At 45.5% G+C, this 20,139-nt stretch carries 14 protein-coding genes, 10 tRNA genes and 1 pseudogene; 23 read left to right on the top strand and 2 right to left on the bottom strand.

The annotated features are described in order from the left end of the window. The first annotated feature begins 33 nt into the window (after nucleotides 1–33). The 23 genes and pseudogenes from recX to luxS all read left to right on the top strand — a co-directional run bounded on the left by recX (nucleotide 34) and on the right by luxS (nucleotide 17,619). Nucleotides 34–501 (top strand): recombination regulator RecX, encoded by a 468-nt coding sequence (gene recX / locus P4S59_RS13010; protein WP_005393871.1) that lies wholly within the window; start codon nucleotides 34–36, stop codon nucleotides 499–501. A 142-nt stretch (nucleotides 502–643) separates the two neighbouring features. Continuing rightward, the gene (gene alaS, locus P4S59_RS13005; RefSeq protein ID WP_337168522.1) at nucleotides 644–3,226 is read left to right on the top strand and encodes an alanine--tRNA ligase; all 2,583 of its coding nucleotides are present in this window, start codon (nucleotides 644–646) and stop codon (nucleotides 3,224–3,226) included. 211 nt (nucleotides 3,227–3,437) lie between these two features. After that, nucleotides 3,438–4,625, top strand: coding sequence for an aspartate kinase (locus P4S59_RS13000; protein ID WP_005393869.1), 1,188 nt, complete (start codon nucleotides 3,438–3,440; stop codon nucleotides 4,623–4,625). A 92-nt stretch (nucleotides 4,626–4,717) separates the two neighbouring features. After that, the gene (csrA, locus tag P4S59_RS12995) at nucleotides 4,718–4,915 is read left to right on the top strand and encodes a carbon storage regulator CsrA (protein ID WP_004415691.1); all 198 of its coding nucleotides are present in this window, start codon (nucleotides 4,718–4,720) and stop codon (nucleotides 4,913–4,915) included. 333 nt (nucleotides 4,916–5,248) lie between these two features. Further along, nucleotides 5,249–5,340, top strand: a tRNA-Ser gene (locus P4S59_RS12990). Between the two features lie 32 nt (nucleotides 5,341–5,372). Continuing rightward, nucleotides 5,373–5,449 (top strand) — tRNA-Arg (locus tag P4S59_RS12985). Nucleotides 5,450–5,478: 29 nt separating this feature from the next. Continuing rightward, a tRNA-Ser gene (locus tag P4S59_RS12980) sits at nucleotides 5,479–5,570 on the top strand. Nucleotides 5,571–5,654: 84 nt separating this feature from the next. Continuing rightward, nucleotides 5,655–5,731, top strand: a tRNA-Arg gene (locus P4S59_RS12975). A 55-nt stretch (nucleotides 5,732–5,786) separates the two neighbouring features. Beyond that, nucleotides 5,787–5,863, top strand: a tRNA-Arg gene (locus P4S59_RS12970). Nucleotides 5,864–5,915: 52 nt separating this feature from the next. Further along, a tRNA-Arg gene (locus P4S59_RS12965) sits at nucleotides 5,916–5,992 on the top strand. Between the two features lie 52 nt (nucleotides 5,993–6,044). Next, nucleotides 6,045–6,121 (top strand) — tRNA-Arg (locus P4S59_RS12960). 52 nt (nucleotides 6,122–6,173) lie between these two features. Then, nucleotides 6,174–6,250, top strand: a tRNA-Arg gene (locus P4S59_RS12955). 52 nt (nucleotides 6,251–6,302) lie between these two features. After that, nucleotides 6,303–6,379 (top strand) — tRNA-Arg (locus P4S59_RS12950). 52 nt (nucleotides 6,380–6,431) lie between these two features. Continuing rightward, nucleotides 6,432–6,508: transfer RNA gene (locus P4S59_RS12945), tRNA-Arg, on the top strand. 556 nt (nucleotides 6,509–7,064) lie between these two features. After that, the gene (locus P4S59_RS12940) at nucleotides 7,065–7,322 is read left to right on the top strand and encodes an oxaloacetate decarboxylase subunit gamma (RefSeq protein WP_005379932.1); all 258 of its coding nucleotides are present in this window, start codon (nucleotides 7,065–7,067) and stop codon (nucleotides 7,320–7,322) included. Nucleotides 7,323–7,353: 31 nt separating this feature from the next. Further along, a complete protein-coding gene (gene oadA, locus P4S59_RS12935; RefSeq protein WP_005396707.1) occupies nucleotides 7,354–9,138 on the top strand; it encodes a sodium-extruding oxaloacetate decarboxylase subunit alpha in 1,785 nt (594 codons plus the stop codon). Between the two features lie 9 nt (nucleotides 9,139–9,147). After that, nucleotides 9,148–10,278, top strand: coding sequence for a sodium ion-translocating decarboxylase subunit beta (locus tag P4S59_RS12930; protein WP_337168521.1), 1,131 nt, complete (start codon nucleotides 9,148–9,150; stop codon nucleotides 10,276–10,278). Between the two features lie 123 nt (nucleotides 10,279–10,401). Continuing rightward, nucleotides 10,402–11,353 (top strand): annotated as a pseudogene (locus P4S59_RS12925) (NADP-dependent oxidoreductase). After that, nucleotides 11,347–11,808 carry a YqaA family protein gene (locus P4S59_RS12920; RefSeq protein ID WP_301579407.1) on the top strand — a complete coding sequence of 154 codons (462 nt, stop codon included), beginning with the start codon at nucleotides 11,347–11,349 and terminating at the stop codon, nucleotides 11,806–11,808. The pseudogene P4S59_RS12925 and the gene P4S59_RS12920 overlap by 7 nt, the downstream one beginning before the upstream one ends. A gap of 9 nt (nucleotides 11,809–11,817) precedes the next feature. Then, a complete protein-coding gene (locus P4S59_RS12915; RefSeq protein ID WP_337168520.1) occupies nucleotides 11,818–14,661 on the top strand; it encodes a M16 family metallopeptidase in 2,844 nt (947 codons plus the stop codon). Between the two features lie 156 nt (nucleotides 14,662–14,817). Then, a complete protein-coding gene (gene gshA / locus P4S59_RS12910; RefSeq protein ID WP_253651603.1) occupies nucleotides 14,818–16,386 on the top strand; it encodes a glutamate--cysteine ligase in 1,569 nt (522 codons plus the stop codon). A gap of 24 nt (nucleotides 16,387–16,410) precedes the next feature. Then, entirely contained in the window at nucleotides 16,411–17,016 is a 606-nt protein-coding gene (locus P4S59_RS12905) for a transglycosylase SLT domain-containing protein (RefSeq protein ID WP_170891673.1), read from the top strand. An 84-nt stretch (nucleotides 17,017–17,100) separates the two neighbouring features. Further along, nucleotides 17,101–17,619 (top strand): S-ribosylhomocysteine lyase, encoded by a 519-nt coding sequence (gene luxS / locus P4S59_RS12900; RefSeq protein ID WP_005396698.1) that lies wholly within the window; start codon nucleotides 17,101–17,103, stop codon nucleotides 17,617–17,619. A 114-nt stretch (nucleotides 17,620–17,733) separates the two neighbouring features. On the opposite strand, the gene P4S59_RS12895 is transcribed toward luxS, so the two are convergent. Next, on the bottom strand, nucleotides 17,734–19,002 hold the full coding sequence (locus tag P4S59_RS12895; protein ID WP_005396696.1) for an HlyC/CorC family transporter: 1,269 nt from the start codon (nucleotides 19,000–19,002) through the stop codon (nucleotides 17,734–17,736). A 124-nt stretch (nucleotides 19,003–19,126) separates the two neighbouring features. Next, the gene (locus P4S59_RS12890; RefSeq protein ID WP_005396694.1) at nucleotides 19,127–19,921 is read right to left on the bottom strand and encodes a cytochrome C assembly family protein; all 795 of its coding nucleotides are present in this window, start codon (nucleotides 19,919–19,921) and stop codon (nucleotides 19,127–19,129) included. Nucleotides 19,922–20,139 lie beyond the last annotated feature (218 nt).

Below are 20,139 nucleotides of genomic sequence, written 5' to 3'. Positions count from 1 at the left end.
AGTCTGTACAGCAAAAATACCTTTAGGATCACCATGTACCAAAAGCGCCAGACACCAACATTATCGAGCAAAGAGGCGGCTATCCAACTGCTTAGCCGTCGCGATCATGGTCAGTATGAGCTGTACCAAAAACTGTCGATGAAAGGCTATGAAGCATCAGACATCGAAATCGCGATTAATTTTTGCTTAGACCATAACTATTTAGATGATTTACGTTATGCGAAGAGCCAAATTCGGCAGCATGTATACAAAGGACATGGAGAGCGTCGAATTCGCCAAGAGTTAAACCAGAAACGTGTTGCGGAATCGGTGATTGAGCAAGCCATGGCTGAAGAACCGCAAGACTGGTTTGAACTTGCTAAGCAGGCGGCAGAAAAGAAATTCAAAGGCGTCAAAGCCAAGGACCAAAAAGAATACGCAAAACAAGTCCGTTTTCTACAATACCGAGGCTACAGTTTCGACCAAATTAGCTATGCGCTTGCCTTTGAAGACCAAGATTAGCGTTGATCCAATTGCGCTGATTTTTGTTTTGCTTCAAATTTTTTCTTCTGCTCCCTCTTTTCCTCAAGAAAACTAGTCTCAGCTGTTTGCATGATCTACAATACGGCAAAATTCTAACTCGACTATTTTCAGGAAGAGCTGCATGTACATGAGCACTGACGAGGTTCGTAACGCGTTCCTCAAGTTCTTTGAAAGCAAAGGACACCAAATCGTAGAAAGTTCATCGTTAGTTCCACATAACGACCCAACCCTGCTGTTCACAAACGCAGGTATGAACCAATTTAAAGATTGTTTCTTAGGCTTGGAAAAACGAGCCTATACTCGAGCGACTACGGCTCAACGTTGTGTACGTGCTGGTGGTAAACACAACGACCTGGAAAATGTTGGCTTTACCGCTCGTCACCACACATTCTTTGAAATGCTAGGCAACTTCAGCTTTGGCGACTATTTCAAAGAAGATGCGATTTCATTTGCTTGGGAATTCCTAACCGAAGTTCTTAAACTGCCTGCGGATCGTCTATTGGTAACCGTTTACGAAACCGACGAAGAAGCATTCGACATCTGGAACAAAAAAGTTGGCGTGCCTGCTGATCGTATCGTGCGCATTGGTGACAAAGAAGGTGGCAAGCCTTACGAGTCTGATAACTTCTGGCAAATGGGCGACACTGGTCCTTGTGGTCCATGTACTGAAATTTTCTACGATCACGGTGAACACATCTGGGGTGGTCGTCCTGGCACGCCTGAAGAAGATGGTGACCGTTTCATCGAGATCTGGAACAACGTATTCATGCAGTTCAACCGTCACGCAGACGGCACTATGGAACCGCTACCAAAACCATCGGTAGATACTGGTATGGGTATCGAGCGTATCTCTGCAATCATGCAAGGCGTTCACTCAAACTACGAAATCGATGTATTCCAAACTCTTATCAAAGCAGCAGCTGAAGTCATTGGTTATGAAGATCTATCGAACCAATCGCTACGAGTTATTGCTGACCACATCCGTTCATGTTCATTCTTGATTGTTGATGGTGTGATGCCTTCAAACGAAGGTCGTGGTTACGTACTACGTCGTATCATTCGTCGTGCCGTACGTCATGGTAACAAGCTAGGTGCACAAGGTGCATTCTTCTATAAGCTTGTTGGCGTATTAGCAGAAGTGATGGGTACAGCAGGCGAAGAGCTGAAGCGTCAACAAGCAGTGGTTGAAAAAGTACTGCGTATTGAAGAAGAAAACTTCGGTCGTACACTTGAGCGCGGTATGGTAATTCTTAACGAAGCATTAGATAACCTAGATGGCAAAGTGCTAGACGGCGAAACGGTATTCAAGCTTTACGATACTTACGGCTTCCCAGCAGACCTCACTAACGACGTTGCACGTGAGCGTGAGTTCGCGATCGACGAAGAGGGTTTCGAAAAAGCGATGGAAGAGCAGCGTCAACGTGCGCGTGAAGCTGGTCAATTCGGTACAGATTATAACGCAGCAATCAAAGTTGATACGCAAACAGAGTTCTGTGGTTACACAGGTACTAAAGGTTCTAGCTCAGTCGCTGCGATGTTTGTTGAAGGCAACGAAGTAGATTCACTATCTGCAGGCGATAAAGCCATCATCGTGCTTGGTGAAACGCCATTCTACGCAGAGTCAGGCGGTCAGTGTGGTGACGCGGGTGAAATCCGTACTGAGTCTGGTGTGTTCCGCGTTGAAGACACTCAAAAACTCGGTAACGCAATTGCACACCACGGTGTAATGGCAGAAGGCGTGCTAGCGAAAGGTGACGAAGTGGCAACTATCGTTGACGCAGAGCGTCGCGCAGCTATCTCTCTTAACCACTCAGCGACGCACTTGCTACACGCAGCACTACGCCAAGTTCTTGGTGAGCACGTAACGCAGAAAGGCTCATTGGTGAAGGCAGACAACCTACGTTTCGACTTCTCGCATCTAGAAGCCGTAACTGCAGCAGAACTGAAAGAAGTTGAGCGTCTAGTAAACGCACAAATTCGTCGTAACCACACGATTGAAACCAATGTGATGGATATTGAGTCTGCTAAGAAGAAAGGCGCAATGGCATTGTTTGGTGAGAAGTACGATGACGAAGTTCGCGTGCTGTCTATGGGCGACTTCTCTACTGAGCTTTGTGGTGGTATTCACGCATCAAGCACGGGTGATATTGGTCTATTCAAAATCACATCAGAAAGCGGTATCGCAGCTGGTATTCGTCGTATTGAAGCGGTAACAGGCGAGGCGGCATTAGACGCTATTGAAGCTCAAAATGCGAAGTACGAAGAGAAACTGGCAGAATCTGCACAGAAAGCAAAAGCACTAGAAAAAGAAGTGCAGAAGCTAAAAGATAAGATGGCAGCCGCAGAAAGCGCTAACATCATGGGCAAAGCGGTTGAAGTAAATGGCACAAAAGTTCTAGTTGCGGCCCTTGAAGGTGCTGATAGCAAGAACCTACGTACCATGGTTGATGACATCAAGAATCAAATGGGTTCTGGTGTTGTACTGCTTGCAAACGTAACGGGTGACAAGGTTGGCTTGATTGCTGGTGTGACTAAAGATCTCACTGGTAAAGTAAAAGCAGGTGATCTGGTTAAAATGGTTGCAGAGCAAGTCGGTGGTAAGGGCGGTGGTCGTCCAGACATGGCTCAAGCCGGTGGTACTGATGTTTCAGCACTACCAGAGGCAATCAAAACAGTTCAGCCTTGGCTAGAAGAGCGTTTATAAGCTCTTAACTAATAAAATTACGCTCAATCAAGTTTCTTTGATTGAGCGTAATTTTTTTAGCAACCAAGTGGTTTAATTGACCAAAAGTTAACCGAGTCATTTAAGCTGCTTGGTTTTTGTTGTAACTACTGCTTATATAATTTTTCTCAAAGGAAATATTTAAGATGTAAGCAGTTCTAAAGAGACTTCGGTCTTGGGAAGGTGAAGACTGGTGAAAAAGCCCCTTATCGTGCAAAAGTTTGGCGGAACCTCTGTGGGTTCAATTGAAAGAATCCACCAAGTCGCTGAACACATCATTAAGGCGAAAAATGATGGCAATCAAGTTGTTGTTGTCGTGTCTGCAATGTCAGGCGAAACAAACAGACTGATGGATCTCGCTAAACAGATAGATAGCGTACCTACAGCTCGAGAACTTGATGTTTTGCTCTCTGCTGGTGAGCAAGTGTCAATGGCACTGTTAGCCATGACTTTGAATAAAATGGGTCATGCTGCGCGCTCGCTTACCGGAGCACAGGCGAATATTGTGACGGATAATCAACACAATGACGCAACGATTAAACACATTGATACCACGACAATTATGGGATTGCTTGAGCAAGACCAAATCGTGATTGTTGCGGGCTTTCAAGGTGTGAATGAGAACGGGGATATCACCACATTAGGTCGAGGTGGCTCAGATACGAGCGCTGTGGCACTGGCGGGCGCATTGCGCGCTGACGAGTGTCAAATCTTTACCGACGTTGATGGTATTTATACTTGTGACCCACGTGTAGTGAAAAATGCGCGCAAATTGGCGGTTATCGATTTTCCTTCAATGGAAGCGATGGCAAGCCGAGGCGCAAAAGTATTACATTTACCTTCAGTGCAATTTGCATGGAAGAATAATGTGCCACTACGCGTGCTTTCGACATTTGATGTTAATGAAGGCAGTTTGGTAAAGGGGGAGTCAGGCAATCAAGCCGTCTCTGGTATAGCCATTCAACGTGACCTTGCCATTATCGAAGTCGATAAAGAACATTTATCTAGTGCTACAAAACAATGTCAGATGCTGGGTATAGACATTTGGAATGTGATCGAGGAAGCAGAACGGGCAGGTATCATGATAAAACAAGATGCATGTGCCAAGTTCGATCTGGTGTTCAGCGACAAAATCCGTAATAGTGAAGTGGTAAGCCTGTTGACCGCGGTGGGGCTTGAGGCCAATGGAATGGTAGAGCACGCATGCGATTTGTTGGCAAAGCGAGATATTGAGATCAATTTCAGCGCAACGAATGCACTCACTATGATGCTAGTTTTAGCACCCGAATGTGTGGATACAGCAGCAAACATTCTGCATGATGCTTACATTACATCTAGTGAAGCATTAAACATTCAACAAAAACATGCCTTTTTAGGCTGATTTTCGCTAACAAGGTAGTTTACGAAAATATAACTTTTGTTGGATAATAGCTTTGTAGCAAGAAAATTTAGAGATTACTCAAGGAGCAAAGAATGCTAATTTTGACTCGCCGCGTAGGCGAAACACTGATGATTGGTGATGAAGTGACTGTAACTGTACTAGGTGTGAAAGGTAACCAAGTACGTATCGGCGTTAACGCTCCGAAAGAGGTTTCAGTTCACCGTGAAGAAATCTACATGCGCATTCAAGCTGAAAAAGGCAATGGCAACGTTGCTTCAGGTAACTACTAAGTCGCTCCTGTTTACAGAGCTTAGTTTGAATGAAAAAGGCTAACCGAAGGGTTGGCCTTTTTAGTCTTTAATGTTTTTGAAGATTTGCGGAAACCATTGTGTTGAGTGTGGCCGTGAATCCGTCAATATTGTTGAATCGAACACCAGGAAGTTGTTTGAAAATAAATGTCTTTTTTTCAGAGAAGACTCTCTTTTTTCATCATAATAGAGTGGTAAAGTTCGTTTAATAGTCACTTTGATTAAATCAGCAACGGTTAAGTCAGTTTCGTGGATTTTTTCAAAGAAAGTGTTTGACATATTTTCGGTAAAACGTAATATGTGCCTCCGCAAGACGGTGAGGTGGCCGAGAGGCTGAAGGCGCTCCCCTGCTAAGGGAGTATACGGTTTATCCCGTATCGAGGGTTCGAATCCCTCCCTCACCGCCATTCTTGCAACGTTGAGAAATCAACAAAAAAGTGCGTCCTTAGCTCAGCTGGATAGAGTACCTGGCTACGAACCAGGCGGTCGGAGGTTCGAATCCTCCAGGACGCGCCATATCTCTTTTGAGATATAACAATGAAAACGGTGAGGTGGCCGAGAGGCTGAAGGCGCTCCCCTGCTAAGGGAGTATACGGTTTATCCCGTATCGAGGGTTCGAATCCCTCCTTCACCGCCATTCATTGACTGGCCCGATGGCCTTTTTTTGTTTCGTAAGAAATGAATGTGATTTGCTTCACAACTTCCTAGCAAGAAGATCTGCGCGTCCTTAGCTCAGCTGGATAGAGTACCTGGCTACGAACCAGGCGGTCGGAGGTTCGAATCCTCCAGGACGCGCCACTATTTAATAATTCGTTTGATAAACGGGTTATACAAAGTAAAATAAGATTATTGCGCGTCCTTAGCTCAGCTGGATAGAGTACCTGGCTACGAACCAGGCGGTCGGAGGTTCGAATCCTCCAGGACGCGCCACTTATTGAAGGGTATTGCCCTGATATTGATGAAAGTCGATATCAAAAACTGCGCGTCCTTAGCTCAGCTGGATAGAGTACCTGGCTACGAACCAGGCGGTCGGAGGTTCGAATCCTCCAGGACGCGCCACTTATTGAAGGGTATTGCCCTGATATTGATGAAAGTCGATATCGAAAACTGCGCGTCCTTAGCTCAGCTGGATAGAGTACCTGGCTACGAACCAGGCGGTCGGAGGTTCGAATCCTCCAGGACGCGCCACTTATTAAAGGGTATTGCCCTGATATTGATGAAAGTTGATGTCGAAAACTGCGCGTCCTTAGCTCAGCTGGATAGAGTACCTGGCTACGAACCAGGCGGTCGGAGGTTCGAATCCTCCAGGACGCGCCACTTATTAAAGGGTAATGCCCTGATGTTGACGAAAGTTGATATCGAAAACTGCGCGTCCTTAGCTCAGCTGGATAGAGTACCTGGCTACGAACCAGGCGGTCGGAGGTTCGAATCCTCCAGGACGCGCCACTTATTAAAGGGTATTGCCCTGATATTGATGAAAGTTGATGTCGAAAACTGCGCGTCCTTAGCTCAGCTGGATAGAGTACCTGGCTACGAACCAGGCGGTCGGAGGTTCGAATCCTCCAGGACGCGCCATTTACTGAAAAAGCCTCGCAATTGCGAGGCTTTTTTGTATCTGGACATCAGGAACTATAGCCTAGAGTTGTTAGAGGCGAGGTCCTTCTTTTCCAAAAGCGAATATGTGCTTATCTAAGCAATTTGGAATAAAGTTTCAGCTGTAGTTTGTGAATCCATCCTTACTATCTCTCCTGTATATTAATTTCCGTTTCTTTCACTTCAATTGTTTACATGTAACTTCTTTGTTTTTTATTTGTTTATTAATTGTTATAAAATGACATCCTTTTGTTTTTATTAGTTTTTATGTGTAAATCTCGATTTGGTTTTGAAATCCAAATCGCAGTTTTTATTTATGTCCTCCTTTACTCTGTTCGTAAGGAGATAGCAGATTCGCAGTAATTATTTTGTCATGAACTGTGATCTGGGTAGTGAATAAATAATCATTTATCAGGATTATTACAAACCTTCCTTAAACAAAATTGACAAAATTTAACCAATCGAGATAATCCATTGGTCGGGATTTGACGCTATTAAAGTCCTGCACGTTGTCAGGATGACAAAGAAAGGAAGCAACATGACTAATATAGGAAGCCTGCTAGTAGATGCGGCCACCCTGATGCTAACGGGGATGGCGGTCGTATTTATTTTCCTCACTATTCTTGTTTATCTCGTTCGGCTAATGTCGAAATTGGTACCAGAAGAAGTACCAGAGCCGATCGCAGCACCAAAAACAAATACTAATATTCAATCAACCTCTTCAGCTGTTAGTCCACAAGTAGTGGCGGCGATCTCGGCTGCGATTCATAAACATCGCGCCTCATTCGCGAAGTAGCCGAACCAGGATTAAAAAGGAGTTTAAGAGCATGTCTAAACCACTAGCTATTACAGATGTGGTCCTTCGTGATGCCCATCAATCACTATTTGCTACGCGTATGCGTATTGAGGATATGCTGCCTATCGCAGCTGAGTTGGATAAGGTTGGTTACTGGTCTCTAGAGACTTGGGGTGGCGCAACGTTTGATTCTTGTATTCGATTCTTAGGGGAAGATCCTTGGGAGCGTTTACGTGAGCTGAAAAAAGCGATGCCCAATACGCCAATGCAAATGCTACTGCGTGGTCAAAACCTTTTAGGATACCGCCATTATGCCGACGACGTAGTAGAGAAGTTCGTTGAACGCGCGCATGCTAACGGTATGGACGTGTTCCGTATCTTTGATGCAATGAATGACGTGCGAAACTTCCAGAAGGCCGTTAAAGCAACGGTCGATGTTGGCGCACATGCTCAAGGTACGCTGTCTTACACAACAAGCCCTGTGCATAACGCAGACACTTGGGTTGACTTGGCAAAACGCCTAGAGGATTTAGGTTGTCATTCACTGTGTATTAAAGATATGTCTGGCTTACTCAAGCCTTATGAAGCGGAAGAGCTTATCACGCGTATCAAAGCATCTTGTGATGTGCCATTAGCACTTCATTGTCACGCGACGACAGGCTTGTCTACTGCGACAGCGGTAAAAGCAGTTGAAGCTGGTATTGATATTCTCGATACAGCGATTTCTTCAATGAGTTGTACCTATGGTCACACACCGACTGAAACGGTAGTCGCGATGCTAGAAGGAACCGAGCGAGATACGAATTTGAAGCTCGAGCAACTAGAACCTATCGCCGCGTATTTCCGTGAAGTACGTAAGAAGTACGCGAAGTGGGAAGGTCAGTTGAAAGGTGTAGACTCTCGCATCCTGATTGCTCAAGTGCCTGGCGGCATGCTGACTAACATGGAAGGCCAGTTGAAAGAACAGGGCGCGGCGGATCGCATTGATGAAGTCTTAGAAGAGATCCCTCGTGTTCGCGAAGATCTTGGTTTCATTCCATTGGTGACTCCAACTTCGCAGATCGTCGGAACGCAAGCGGTGATTAACGTGCTTACTGGCGAACGCTATAAGAGCATTACTAAGGAAACTGCTGGTCTATTGAAAGGCGAATACGGTCAAGCGCCAGCCGAGTTAAATGCAGAGCTGCAAGCTAAAGTACTTGATGGCAAAGAACCTATTACTTGTCGTCCTGCCGATTTGCTTGAGCCTGAAATGGAGACGCTTACTGTTGATCTGATGGAGAAAGCGAAATCAGAAGGTATTAAGCTAGCAAGTGAGCGTGTTGATGATGTACTTACTTATGCGCTTTTCCCTCAAGTTGGTCTTAAGTTCCTTAAGAATCGTGAAAACCCAGAAGCATTTGAACCTGCACCAACGCTAGAAGCCGCGAAGCCTGCCGTACCTGCAGCGCAACCAGCAACTGGCGGCGTAGAAACTTATAGCGTACGTGTTGACGGACAGGTGTATGAGGTGGAAGTCGGTCCTCAAGGCGAGCTAACCTCTGTCGCTCCTTCTGCGGCGCCTGCAAAATCGACGGCACCTAGCGCACCTTCTAGCGCTTCTGCTGAAGCGGTGCCTGCTCCTCTTGCCGGTAACATCTTTAAAGTGAATGTTCAGCCTGGTGCTGAAGTGGCTGAAGGCGATGTACTACTGATTCTTGAAGCAATGAAGATGGAAACAGAAGTGCGTGCGGCGCGTGGTGGTGTGGTTCAAGAGTTGAACGTTAAAGAAGGCGATGCTGTCACAGTAGGTGCGCCTCTGTTGAGCCTGGCGTAAGGGAGTATCATGGACGGATTGTTAACCCTTTGGGCAGAAACAGGGATCGCTAACTTCGAGTTCGGCCAAATCTGTATGATGCTGGTTGGTTGTACCTTGCTGTTTTTGGCAATCAAAAAAGGCTTTGAGCCTTTACTGTTATTGCCGATTGGTTTTGGTACTATCTTGGCGAATATTCCAAATGCTGGCTTTACTGAGCCTGGCGGCTTGCTTTACTACGTTTACTACATTGGGATTGAATCGGGTGTGTTCCCGTTGTTGATCTTCATGGGTGTGGGTGCGATGACCGACTTTGGTGCTTTGATCGCAAACCCAAAAACGTTGTGGCTAGGTGCGGCAGCTCAGTTTGGTATTTTTGCGACACTGTTTGGCGCTATTTTGCTCAACTATGTACCTGGCATGGAGTTCTCCATGGCGGATGCATCGTCTATCGCTATCATCGGTGGTGCGGATGGCCCAACGGCGATTTTCTTAGCAAGTAAGTTATCACCAGACCTGCTTGGTGCGATTGCTGTAGCCGCGTACAGCTACATGGCTTTAGTGCCAATCATTCAGCCGCCAATCATGAAGGCGCTAACCACTAAGGAAGAACGTGAGATTCAAATGGCGCAACTGCGTCACGTGGGTAAATGGGAAAAGGTATTGTTCCCGATGGCAGTATTACTCATGACGATTCTTTTCCTACCTTCAGCAACGCCTCTTGTCGGTATGTTCTGTCTTGGTAACTTAATGCGTGAAGCGGGTGTGGTCGATCGTCTATCGAAAACCGCACAAAATGAGCTGATCAACATCGTGACGATCTTCTTGGGCTTAGGGGTTGGCTCGAAGCTGCAAGCGGATCAATTCCTGAACTTAGAAACATTAGGCATTCTAGGGCTTGGTGCGGTTGCGTTTAGTATTGGTACGGGTGCTGGTGTGCTAATGGCTAAGTTGCTGAACAAGTTCTCAAAAGAAGACATCAACCCACTTATTGGTGCGGCTGGCGTTTCTGCGGTACCAATGGCCGCGCGTGTGGTGAACAAAGTCGGCTTACAAGCTAACCCGCAAAACTTCTTGTTGATGCATGCGATGGGACCAAACGTTGCAGGTGTATTGGGCTCAGCGGTTGCCGCTGGTATCTTGCTAGCACTTGTCGGCTAGTCATTACTGAAAATGGAATGATCAACCAATTTACAAAATCACGATTAACTTCGGTTAACAAAATGGTTTATAGTCAAAGGGATGCTTTCGCATCCCTTTTTGTTTTCTTGCAGGGAATGGTTTATGGAACACAAACAGATCGTTATCACTGAATTTGGTGATGCCAACGTACTCGCGATTCAACATGCTTCGACACCATCACCACAGCCTGGTGAAGTCTTAGTAAAAGTCGCTTTTTCAGGCGTAAATCCTATTGATGTTAAAACTCGAGCCGGACTCGGTTGGGCAGCTGCGCAGAACAAGGATAATTTACCTTGGGTACCAGGTTACGACATCTCAGGAAAAGTCGTGTCCAGTGGAGAGGGGGCGTCGCGTTTTAATGATGGTGATGAGGTGGCTGGATTTATCGGTTTCCCAGTTCGAGGAGGTGGGTACAGTCAGTACGTATGTGTTCCAGAAGCTGAGTTAAGTCATGTTCCCAGTTCAGTTACTTTTAGAGGCTGCCGCAGCATTACCGTTGGCTGGCCAAACTGCGGCACAAGCACTCAGCAAAGCCAATGTGACAGAAAACGATTGCGTACTTATCCTCGCAGGAGCCGGTGGCGTTGGACACCTAGCGGTACAAATCGCGGTCGCGACTAAAGCGGAAGTCTTTACAACCTGCAGTGAACGAAATTTAGACTACCTGGCTACCCTTGGCGCTCACGCAGTGAACTATCAATTTGCACCAGTGTCAGAACGTGTTGAAGACGTTGATGTTTTGATTGATTTAGTAGGTGGAGATGCCGCGTTAGATGCGCTTAAATGCCTGAAAGACGGTGCGAGAGTCATAACCGTTCCAACCATCACAGCTGAGCTGATTTGTGAAAAAGCCAAACTCCTAGGCTTTGAGGCTAACGGCATGTTGGTTGAGCCAGATCCAGCGCAATTAGATACCTTGTTGTACATGGTTGGCGTTGGTTTACTGAAGACTGAAATTCAACAGGTTTATCCGATGAGTGATGTGATTGCTGCTCACCAGCAAGTTGAATCAGGAAGAACCAGAGGCAAGGTGTTGCTTGATATGACATGCTAGAAGCATTTAATACGAGCTTTGAAAGTCTAGCGCTTTGGTTTTCAGATTCAGCATTATGGGTGCTTTTCATGACCGGTTTTCTCAGTGCCACTTTGTTACCTGGTGGCTCTGAAGCGGGCTTAGTTGCCACTCTCTCATTAAATCAATATTCCGTTTCGTCAATTATTATGGTCGCCACTATCGGCAATACGCTTGGTGGCTTAACAAACTATTGGCTTGGCTTGTGGATTCCCAACAAAGCGCAAGAAGAAAAGCACGGTCATACCGCATTAAACTGGCTGTCTAAGTATGGCTATTGGGGATTGTTTTTTAGCTGGTTACCTGTAATTGGAGACCCGCTGTGTTTAGCCGCAGGGTGGCTAAGAATGAAGTTTCTGCCTTGCGTGATTTTAATATTTTTAGGAAAGGCTGTTAGGTATAGCTTACTTGCGGCCATCTATCTCGGATTATTTTAAGGAAAGTACATGAAGATGTTTTGGGTTGGCGCGTGTTCACTTTTGGTGATCACGGGCTGTGCATCAAATACGCCAGTTTCATCACTGCCGAAAGGGGTAACTTTCGTCGAGTCATCGAAAGCGGAAGAAGGCAAAGTTAAGATTCCATACCAAAAGTATAAACTCGATAATGGTTTAACGGTGATATTAGCTCCTGAAGATTCCGACCCATTGGTCCATGTGGATGTGACTTACCATGTTGGTTCGGCTCGTGAAGAGGTGGGTAAGTCTGGTTTTGCGCATTTCTTTGAGCACATGATGTTCCAAGGTTCAGAGAACGTTGGTGACCAAGAGCACTTCAGAATCATCACAGAGGCTGGCGGTACGTTAAATGGTACGACAAACCGTGATCGTACTAACTACTTTGAAACTGTCCCGGCTAACCAGCTAGAGAAAATGCTGTGGTTAGAGTCTGACCGTATGGGCTTTTTGCTGGATGCGGTTTCTCAACGCAAATTTGAAATTCAGCGTTCAACTGTAAAAAATGAGCGAGCTCAGCGTTACGATAATCGTCCTTATGGCTTAATTTGGGAGCGTATGTCTGAAGCGCTATATCCTGAAGGTCATCCGTATTCGTGGCAAACTATTGGTTATGTTGAAGATCTTGATCGTGTTGATGTGAACGATCTCAAAGCGTTTTTCTTACGTTGGTATGGCCCAAACAATGCGACTATCACTATCGGTGGGGACTTAGACGTTGAACAAACTCTTGAGTGGGTAAATAAGTACTTCGGTTCGATTCCTCGTGGGCCAGAGGTTGAAAATGCGCCGAAACAACCTGCAAAACTGCAAGAAGAAAAATACATCACTCTAGAAGATCGCATTCAACAACCGATGGTGATGATCGCGTGGCCAACAACTTACAACGGCGAAGAAAGCCAAGCGTCTCTCGATACGCTATCTGAAGTGCTAGGTGGCGGTACAAACAGCGTGCTCTACCAAGACTTAGTCAAGACTCAAAAAGCCGTCGATGCGGGCTCATTCCATGACTGTGCAGAACTGGCGTGTAACTTTTACGTTTATGCAATGGGTGACTCTGGGGACAAAGGCGACCTATCAAAACTGTACGACGAGCTTTTACAGTCACTCAATCAGTTTGCTGAAAAAGGCGTGACAGAAGATCGCCTTGAGCAGTTGAAGGGTAAAGCGGAAGCGGATGCTATTTTTGCGCTAGAAAGCGTTAAAGGTAAAGTAACGCAGTTGGCATCCAACGAGACATTCTTCGGCGATCCTGATCGTCTTGAGCAACAGCTTGAGCAGATCCGCGCAGTGACGCCTGCATCGGTAGAAAAAGCGTATACGGATTTTATCCAAGGTAAGAACAAAGTGACCCTAAGCGTGGTACCAAAAGGAAAAACTGACCTTGTCGTAAAACCAGCGACCTTTGTGACGCCAAAGCGCACGCTACCAGAATATGAGAAGATCACTGATGATCAATTGGCGTATCGTCGTGCGACCGATAACTTCGATCGCTCTGTGCAACCGCCTGTAGGGGAGCCAGTGAAAGCGACGATGCCTGAGTTGTACGAGCTTCATTTTAATAATGGCTCGGAGTTGCTTGGCGCGGTTAGCGATGAAACACCAACGGTCATGATGCAGTTTAGTTTACCTGCGGGAACACGTTTTGTTGAAAAGGGCAAAGAAGGTCTTGCCCAATTGACCGCCGCGATGTTGCAAGAAGGCACAACGAAACGTAGTGTCGAAGAGATTCAAGCTGAGCTCGATAAACTAGGTAGTGTCATCTCCGTGAATGCAACAGGCTACACAACAAACATCAGCGTTTCTGCTTTAGAAAAGAACTTAGAGCCGACGTTGAAAATTGTCGAAGAGATGTTGCTGTCTCCTGCATTCAAGCAAGCAGACTTTGAGCGTGTGAAGATGCAAGCGCTAGAAGGTCTTGTGTATGAGCATCAAAACCCAAGTTGGATGGCATCACAAGCGACTCGCCAGGTGCTCTATGGGGACTCTGTCTTTGCTCGACCAAAAGACGGCACGCAAGCAGGTGTCAGTGCACTAACGTTGGATGATGTCCGTGAATTCTACTCGAAGCATTACACGCCACAAAGTGCGCAAATCGTCGTTGTTGGTGACATTGATCAACAGGAAATTGAACAGCAACTGACGTTCTGGAAAAACTGGCAGGATGAAGCTGCACCATTGTATGCACCGCAAAGCATCGCTGCATTAGGTGAGCAAAAGATCCATCTTGTTGATAAACCAGGTGCACCACAAAGTGTGGTCATGATGGTTCGTCAGGGTATGCCTTACGATGCAACGGGCGATTTTTACCTAAGCCAACTGGCAAACTTCAACTTAGCTGGAAACTTCAATAGCCGCATTAACCAAAACCTACGTGAAGACAAGGGTTACACATACGGCGCTTACGGCTACTTCTCTGGAAATCCAGAAACTGGCTCGGTTGTTTTCACCGCGCAAGTACGAGCGGATGCAACGGTTGCTTCTATCATTGAGATGGAAAATGAGCTAAATGAATACTCGCAGTCAGGAATTACTGATGAAGAGATGAAATTTATGCGTCAAGCGGTCGGTCAAAAAGATGCACTGAAATATGAAACGCCAACACAAAAAGCGGAACTCATCAGTGATATTCTTAAGTACAACCTCGATCAAGATTACTTGCAGCAAAGAAACGCTATCGTAGAAAAAGTCGATAAGCAGACTTTGAATGCACTGGCTCAAAAGTGGTTTGATCCAAATGACTATCAAATTATCGTCGTTGGTGATGCTAAATCACTGCGTCCTCAATTAGAAAAGTTGGGGAAAGACGTAGAAGAGCTTGAAATCATTCGATAGAGTACACATTTAATAGCGGAGAAACGTTTCTCCGCTATTCATCTAGATAAGCGACTTTTCGTGGGTTATTTATCTAGATGCATTAAATATCAATAACTTAGCTTACGCTTGTCCTTTGTGATAAGTGTCCTGCTCCCAATATAAGCGAACCTCATTTTGACTGATTTTGCTGCGCGACTAAAAAAAGTTGCATCAAACCCCGAAGTATTTAAGCAGTTTGGACGCGGTGTTGAGCGAGAAACTTTGCGCTATCGTCAGGATGGACATCTAGCAACAACACCTCATCCAGAGGGGTTAGGCTCAGCGTTCACAAACCAATGGATCACGACTGATTTTTCTGAATCATTGTTAGAGTTCATTACTCCTGTGTCACATGAAATTCCAGAACTGATGGCACAACTGAAAGATATCCATCACTTCACGCAGACAAAAATGGGTGAAGAAAAGATGTGGCCTCTTTCTATGCCATGTTATGTTGGCTCGGAAGAGGATATTCAGCTTGCTCAGTACGGCTCTTCGAATGCAGCAAAAATGAAAACCCTGTACCGAGAAGGTCTAAAACGCCGCTATGGCAGCCTGATGCAAATCATTTCAGGTGTGCATTTTAACTTCTCGTTCCCTGAGACATTTTGGGATGCGCTATTCGGCGAGCAAGATGAACAAGCCCGCCAAGATGCTAAGTCTGATGCCTACTTTGCGCTGATCCGTAACTACTACCGTTTTGGTTGGATGATTCCGTATTTCTTCGGCGCATCGCCAGCGTTATGCGGCTCTTTTATTCAAGGTCGTGAAACCGATCTGCCATTCGAGAAAATTGGCGGCACTTTGTATTTGCCGAAATCGACGTCTTTGCGTTTGAGCGATCTGGGCTACACCAATAGTGCGCAAAGTGTACTGAAAATTGGCTTTAACAGCATTGATCAGTATCTGGATGGTTTGAGCGATGCGATTCGTCACCCATCAGAAGAGTTTGCGAAAATAGGCGTCAAAGTGGACGGTGAATACCGCCAGCTTAATTCCAATATTTTACAAATTGAGAACGAGCTATACGCTCCAATTCGCCCGAAACGCGTGTCGAAAAGTGGTGAGAAACCTTCAGATGCGTTACGACGCGGTGGGGTTGAGTACATTGAAGTTCGCTCTCTAGACGTTAACCCATTCAGCGCAGTGGGGTTGGATGAAGAGCAAGTACGATTCCTTGATCTCTTCCTGACTTGGGCGGCCTTGTCAGACTCGGATCCAATGGACAACTGTGAATTAGAGTGTTGGCGCGACAACTGGAACAAAGTCATTGTTTCTGGTCGTGAAAAAGGGCTAATGCTGCAAATTGGTTGCCAAGGTGAACGTCTATCTCTGCAAGATTGGGCGCATCGAGTTTTTGTCGAGCTGCGTCAGATAGCACAGCAAATGGATATGGCTGCTGGTGGCAGTGCATACCAAGATGTGTGTAATAAACTCGAGACATGGGTTGATAACCCAGAACTAACGATTTCAGGTCAACTATTAGAGCTGACGAAAGAGCTTGGTGGGTTAGGTAAAGTCGGCTGTGCGCTTGGCATGAAGTACCGCGAGGAAAATCTAGCTCACGGTTATCAGTACTACTCGCAAGATACGATGGAAACGGAAGTGGCGTCGTCAGTAGAAAAGCAAAAGCAAGCGGAACAAAGTGACACGCTATCTTTTGATGATTTTTTGGAAGATTACTTTGCTTATCTGAAGCAGTAGTGAATAGGTAAAGGTTGGGTGGGATTGAACATTAAACCGTTAGTAGTATCGGTACTCGGAAGCATGTTACTTGCAGGTTGTGCCACGGCACCGCCAAAGCAGCAGAATAATTTATGTGAGATATTTCGAGAGAAATCCGGCTGGTATGATGATGCCAAAGATATGGAAGAAAAGTGGGGAACTCCCATTCATGTCGCTATGGCTATTATTAAACAAGAAAGCAGCTTTCGGCACGATGCGAAACCACCCAAAGACTATTTATTGGGATTTATCCCTTGGGGACGAGTCAGCAGTGCGTATGGTTACGCTCAAGCTCAAGATCCTGCTTGGGAAGATTTCCAAGATGCGACGGGTCAGGGCGGTTCTCGTACCAACTTTGATGATTCAATGATGTTTGTCGGTTGGTATACTCACGAAACGAGGCGCCAACTAGGGATTTCGTTATGGGACCCATACAGTCAATATCTGGCTTATCATGAAGGTCGAGGTGGGTACAAGCGAGGTACTTATAAGCGAAAGCCCAGTTTGCTCAAAGTCGCTCGACGTGTTGAACAAACTGCAAAAACTTATGGCTGGCAGCTGAAGCAATGTCGTCAGGAATTAGAAGACAACAGCAGCTGGTTCTTTTAACCCACAGCCTGTTTATGTGCTGAAGGGATGAATGACATTTATCCAGTACCGAGAGGTATTGGAGTTACAATCAGGAGAGATGTAATGCCTTTACTCGATAGTTTTACCGTGGACCACACTCGCATGAATGCACCAGCAGTGCGAGTGGCGAAGACCATGCAGACCCCAAAAGGGGACACGATTACTGTCTTCGATTTACGCTTTACCGCGCCAAACAAAGACATCCTTTCTGAAAAAGGTATTCATACGCTAGAGCACCTTTATGCAGGCTTTATGCGCAATCATCTTAACAGCGATTCTGTTGAGATCATCGATATTTCGCCTATGGGTTGCCGCACGGGCTTTTACATGAGTCTGATTGGCACTCCATCAGAGCAGCAAGTAGCGGATGCTTGGATTGCGGCCATGGAAGACGTACTAAAGGTAGAAAGCCAGAACAAGATCCCTGAACTCAACGAATACCAATGTGGCACGGCAGCGATGCACTCTTTAGAAGAAGCACAACAGATCGCCAAGAGCATTTTGGATGCTGGTGTATCGGTGAACAAAAATGATGAACTGGCTTTGCCTGAATCGATGCTAAAAGAGCTGCGTATCGACTAGTTGCTAAAAACTTATCAAGAAGCATATTTATCCAGAACTAAAAAGAGCCTGACATGATCAGGCTCTTTTATTTTTTATCGTTGAGTTTTTCTCATCGTGAGTTGTAAATAGAGGCTATTTTTTCTTTTTAGGATAAACACGAACGAGCTTGATGCGGTTTTCTTCAATCTCAACAAGCTCCATTGGATGACCAGCCACTCTCACGCTTAAATGGCTCTCTGGAATGTCTTCTAGGTGCTCCAAAATAAGACCGTTTAACGTTCTTGGGCCATCCGTTGGTAAGTCCCATTTCAGGCCTTTGTTGATATCTCGGATATTGGTGCTGCCTTCAATGAGGAAGCTTCCGTCACCTTGAGGACTGATTTCATCAGAAAGGCTTGGAGAAATCGAGGTCGTGAACTCGCCAATGATCTCTTCCAGAATATCTTCCAATGTCACCAAGCCAATAATGTCGCCATACTCATCAACAATCAGACCAATACGCTGTTTGTTGCGTTGGAACTTTAACATTTGCACGTTCAGTGGCGTACCTTCCGGGATGTAATAGACTTCATCCGCAGCACGTAATAGCGTCTCTTTATTGAACTCGTTTTTTTCCAGCATCAGGCGGTAAGCTTCACGCAGGCGCAGCATGCCAACCACTTCATCAATTTGGTCACGATAAAAAACAATGCGTCCATGTGGTGAGTGGGTAAGCTGACGAACGATGGATTTCCAGTCATCATTAATATCGATACCGGTAATCTCATTGCGTGGCACCATGATGTCGTTCACAGTGACGTGCTCAAGATCCAAAATAGATACCAACATGTCTTGGTGTCGGCGAGGGATCAATCCGCCAGCTTCGTTTACTACGGTACGCAGCTCATCGGAACTAAGATGGTCTTCTACTGAGTGATCGGCTTTTACGCCAAGTAAACGAATAAAGCCATTCGTAATAAAGTTAACAAGCATCACTAAAGGCGACAGTAACTTCATCAGTATGGTCAATAATATACTGCTCGCGTAGGACACACGTTCAGGATAAAGCGCTGCAATTGTTTTAGGGGTAACCTCGGCAAAAACCAATACAACCATAGTTAGTGCACCGGTTGCGATAGCGACACCTAAATCACCATACAAACGCATACCAATAATGGTCGCGATGGCGGACGCGAGAATATTAACGAGGTTGTTGCCGATAAGAATAAGACCAATCAAACGATCTGGACGGTCTAATAGCCTTTCGACTCGCTTAGCGCCTTTATGCCCATTTTTGGCTAAGTGCTTTAAGCGATAACGGTTCAGAGACATCATCCCTGTTTCTGAGCCGGAAAAGTAACCTGATATGACGATAAGACACGCGAGTAGCGCAAACAAGATACCCGTAGAGATGTCGTCCAAAACGTTGCTGTTCCTTGTAAGTATTGGGTTATATAACGGTTGAGTAAGTCCGTTAAGTCAAAGGGTTAAGGCGTACTGTATTTTATCTAGCCTAAAATATAAAGGATAGGAGCCCTAGAGCTCCTTAATTCAAGATGATTTCTTTCACAAAGCGACTGCCAAAATACGCCAGAGTTAACAGCGTTGCCCCTGCGACAGCGAACCAAGTAACTTTTCTACCACGCCAACCTTTTTGATAATGACCCCAAAGCAGTATTGAGTACACAATCCAAGCGATGAAAGAAAGAATGCCTTTATGCGCTTTACCTTGAGCAAACATATCCTGCACAAAGACAAAGCCAGTAATGAGCGTACCAGTTAACAATAAGTTACCGATCAAAATGATTTTGAATAGCTGACGCTCTACCATTAATAAAGGCGGCAGGTTTGGGTTAATCGCCAAAGATTTTTTTGTTTTCAGTTTGTGATCTAACCAAGCCAGCTGAAGTGCGTAGAGTGCACCGATAGTTAAAGTTGCGTATGAGAACAGCGCAAAAGAAATGTGAATGAGTAGCTTAGGGTCATTCTCTAGGTGCTTGATAAACGTGCTTGGCAAAAATGTGGCAGCAGATAAATTGATGGCAGCAAAGCTATAAACGACAGGCAATAAAAACCACAACCGATTTTTCAACATAGCAAGGCTCATGACCAGAGAAATAATAAAACTGATCAAAGAGGCTACGTTTAGAATACTAAGGTTTTGACCTGAACCATCAAAAATCAGATCACTCAAAATCCACGCATGAAAAACAAGCGCACAGGCAGCACTAGCAAACACTGTTTTTGCTTTGATTCCTGACTGCTGTGAGAGTCCGGGTATGATGGTCGCAATCGCCAAAACATAAAGTATGGCGGCCGCGATGGCTATTAAGCTATCCATGAATCCTAAATATTATTGTGCACAATGAGGAAATTATACCTTGCATTACACTTTGGGGCTACGTTATATCCGACATCAATCGTGAGAGATGAGATATTGAAATTAATAAGTTACCGCACCATATAGAAATAGAGACAAGAATAGAGCAGCGGTACGGGTATGACTCAGACCTTGGCTAATGTATACTCACACTAATTAATCGCCATTTTAGCGAAGAG

This window comes from Vibrio sp. M60_M70, from assembly GCF_037162085.1.
Classification (GTDB): Bacteria; Pseudomonadota; Gammaproteobacteria; order Enterobacterales; family Vibrionaceae; genus Vibrio; species Vibrio diabolicus.
The sequence above is the reverse complement of the archived record's forward strand: the minus strand, read 5'-3'. Positions and strand labels throughout refer to the sequence as shown.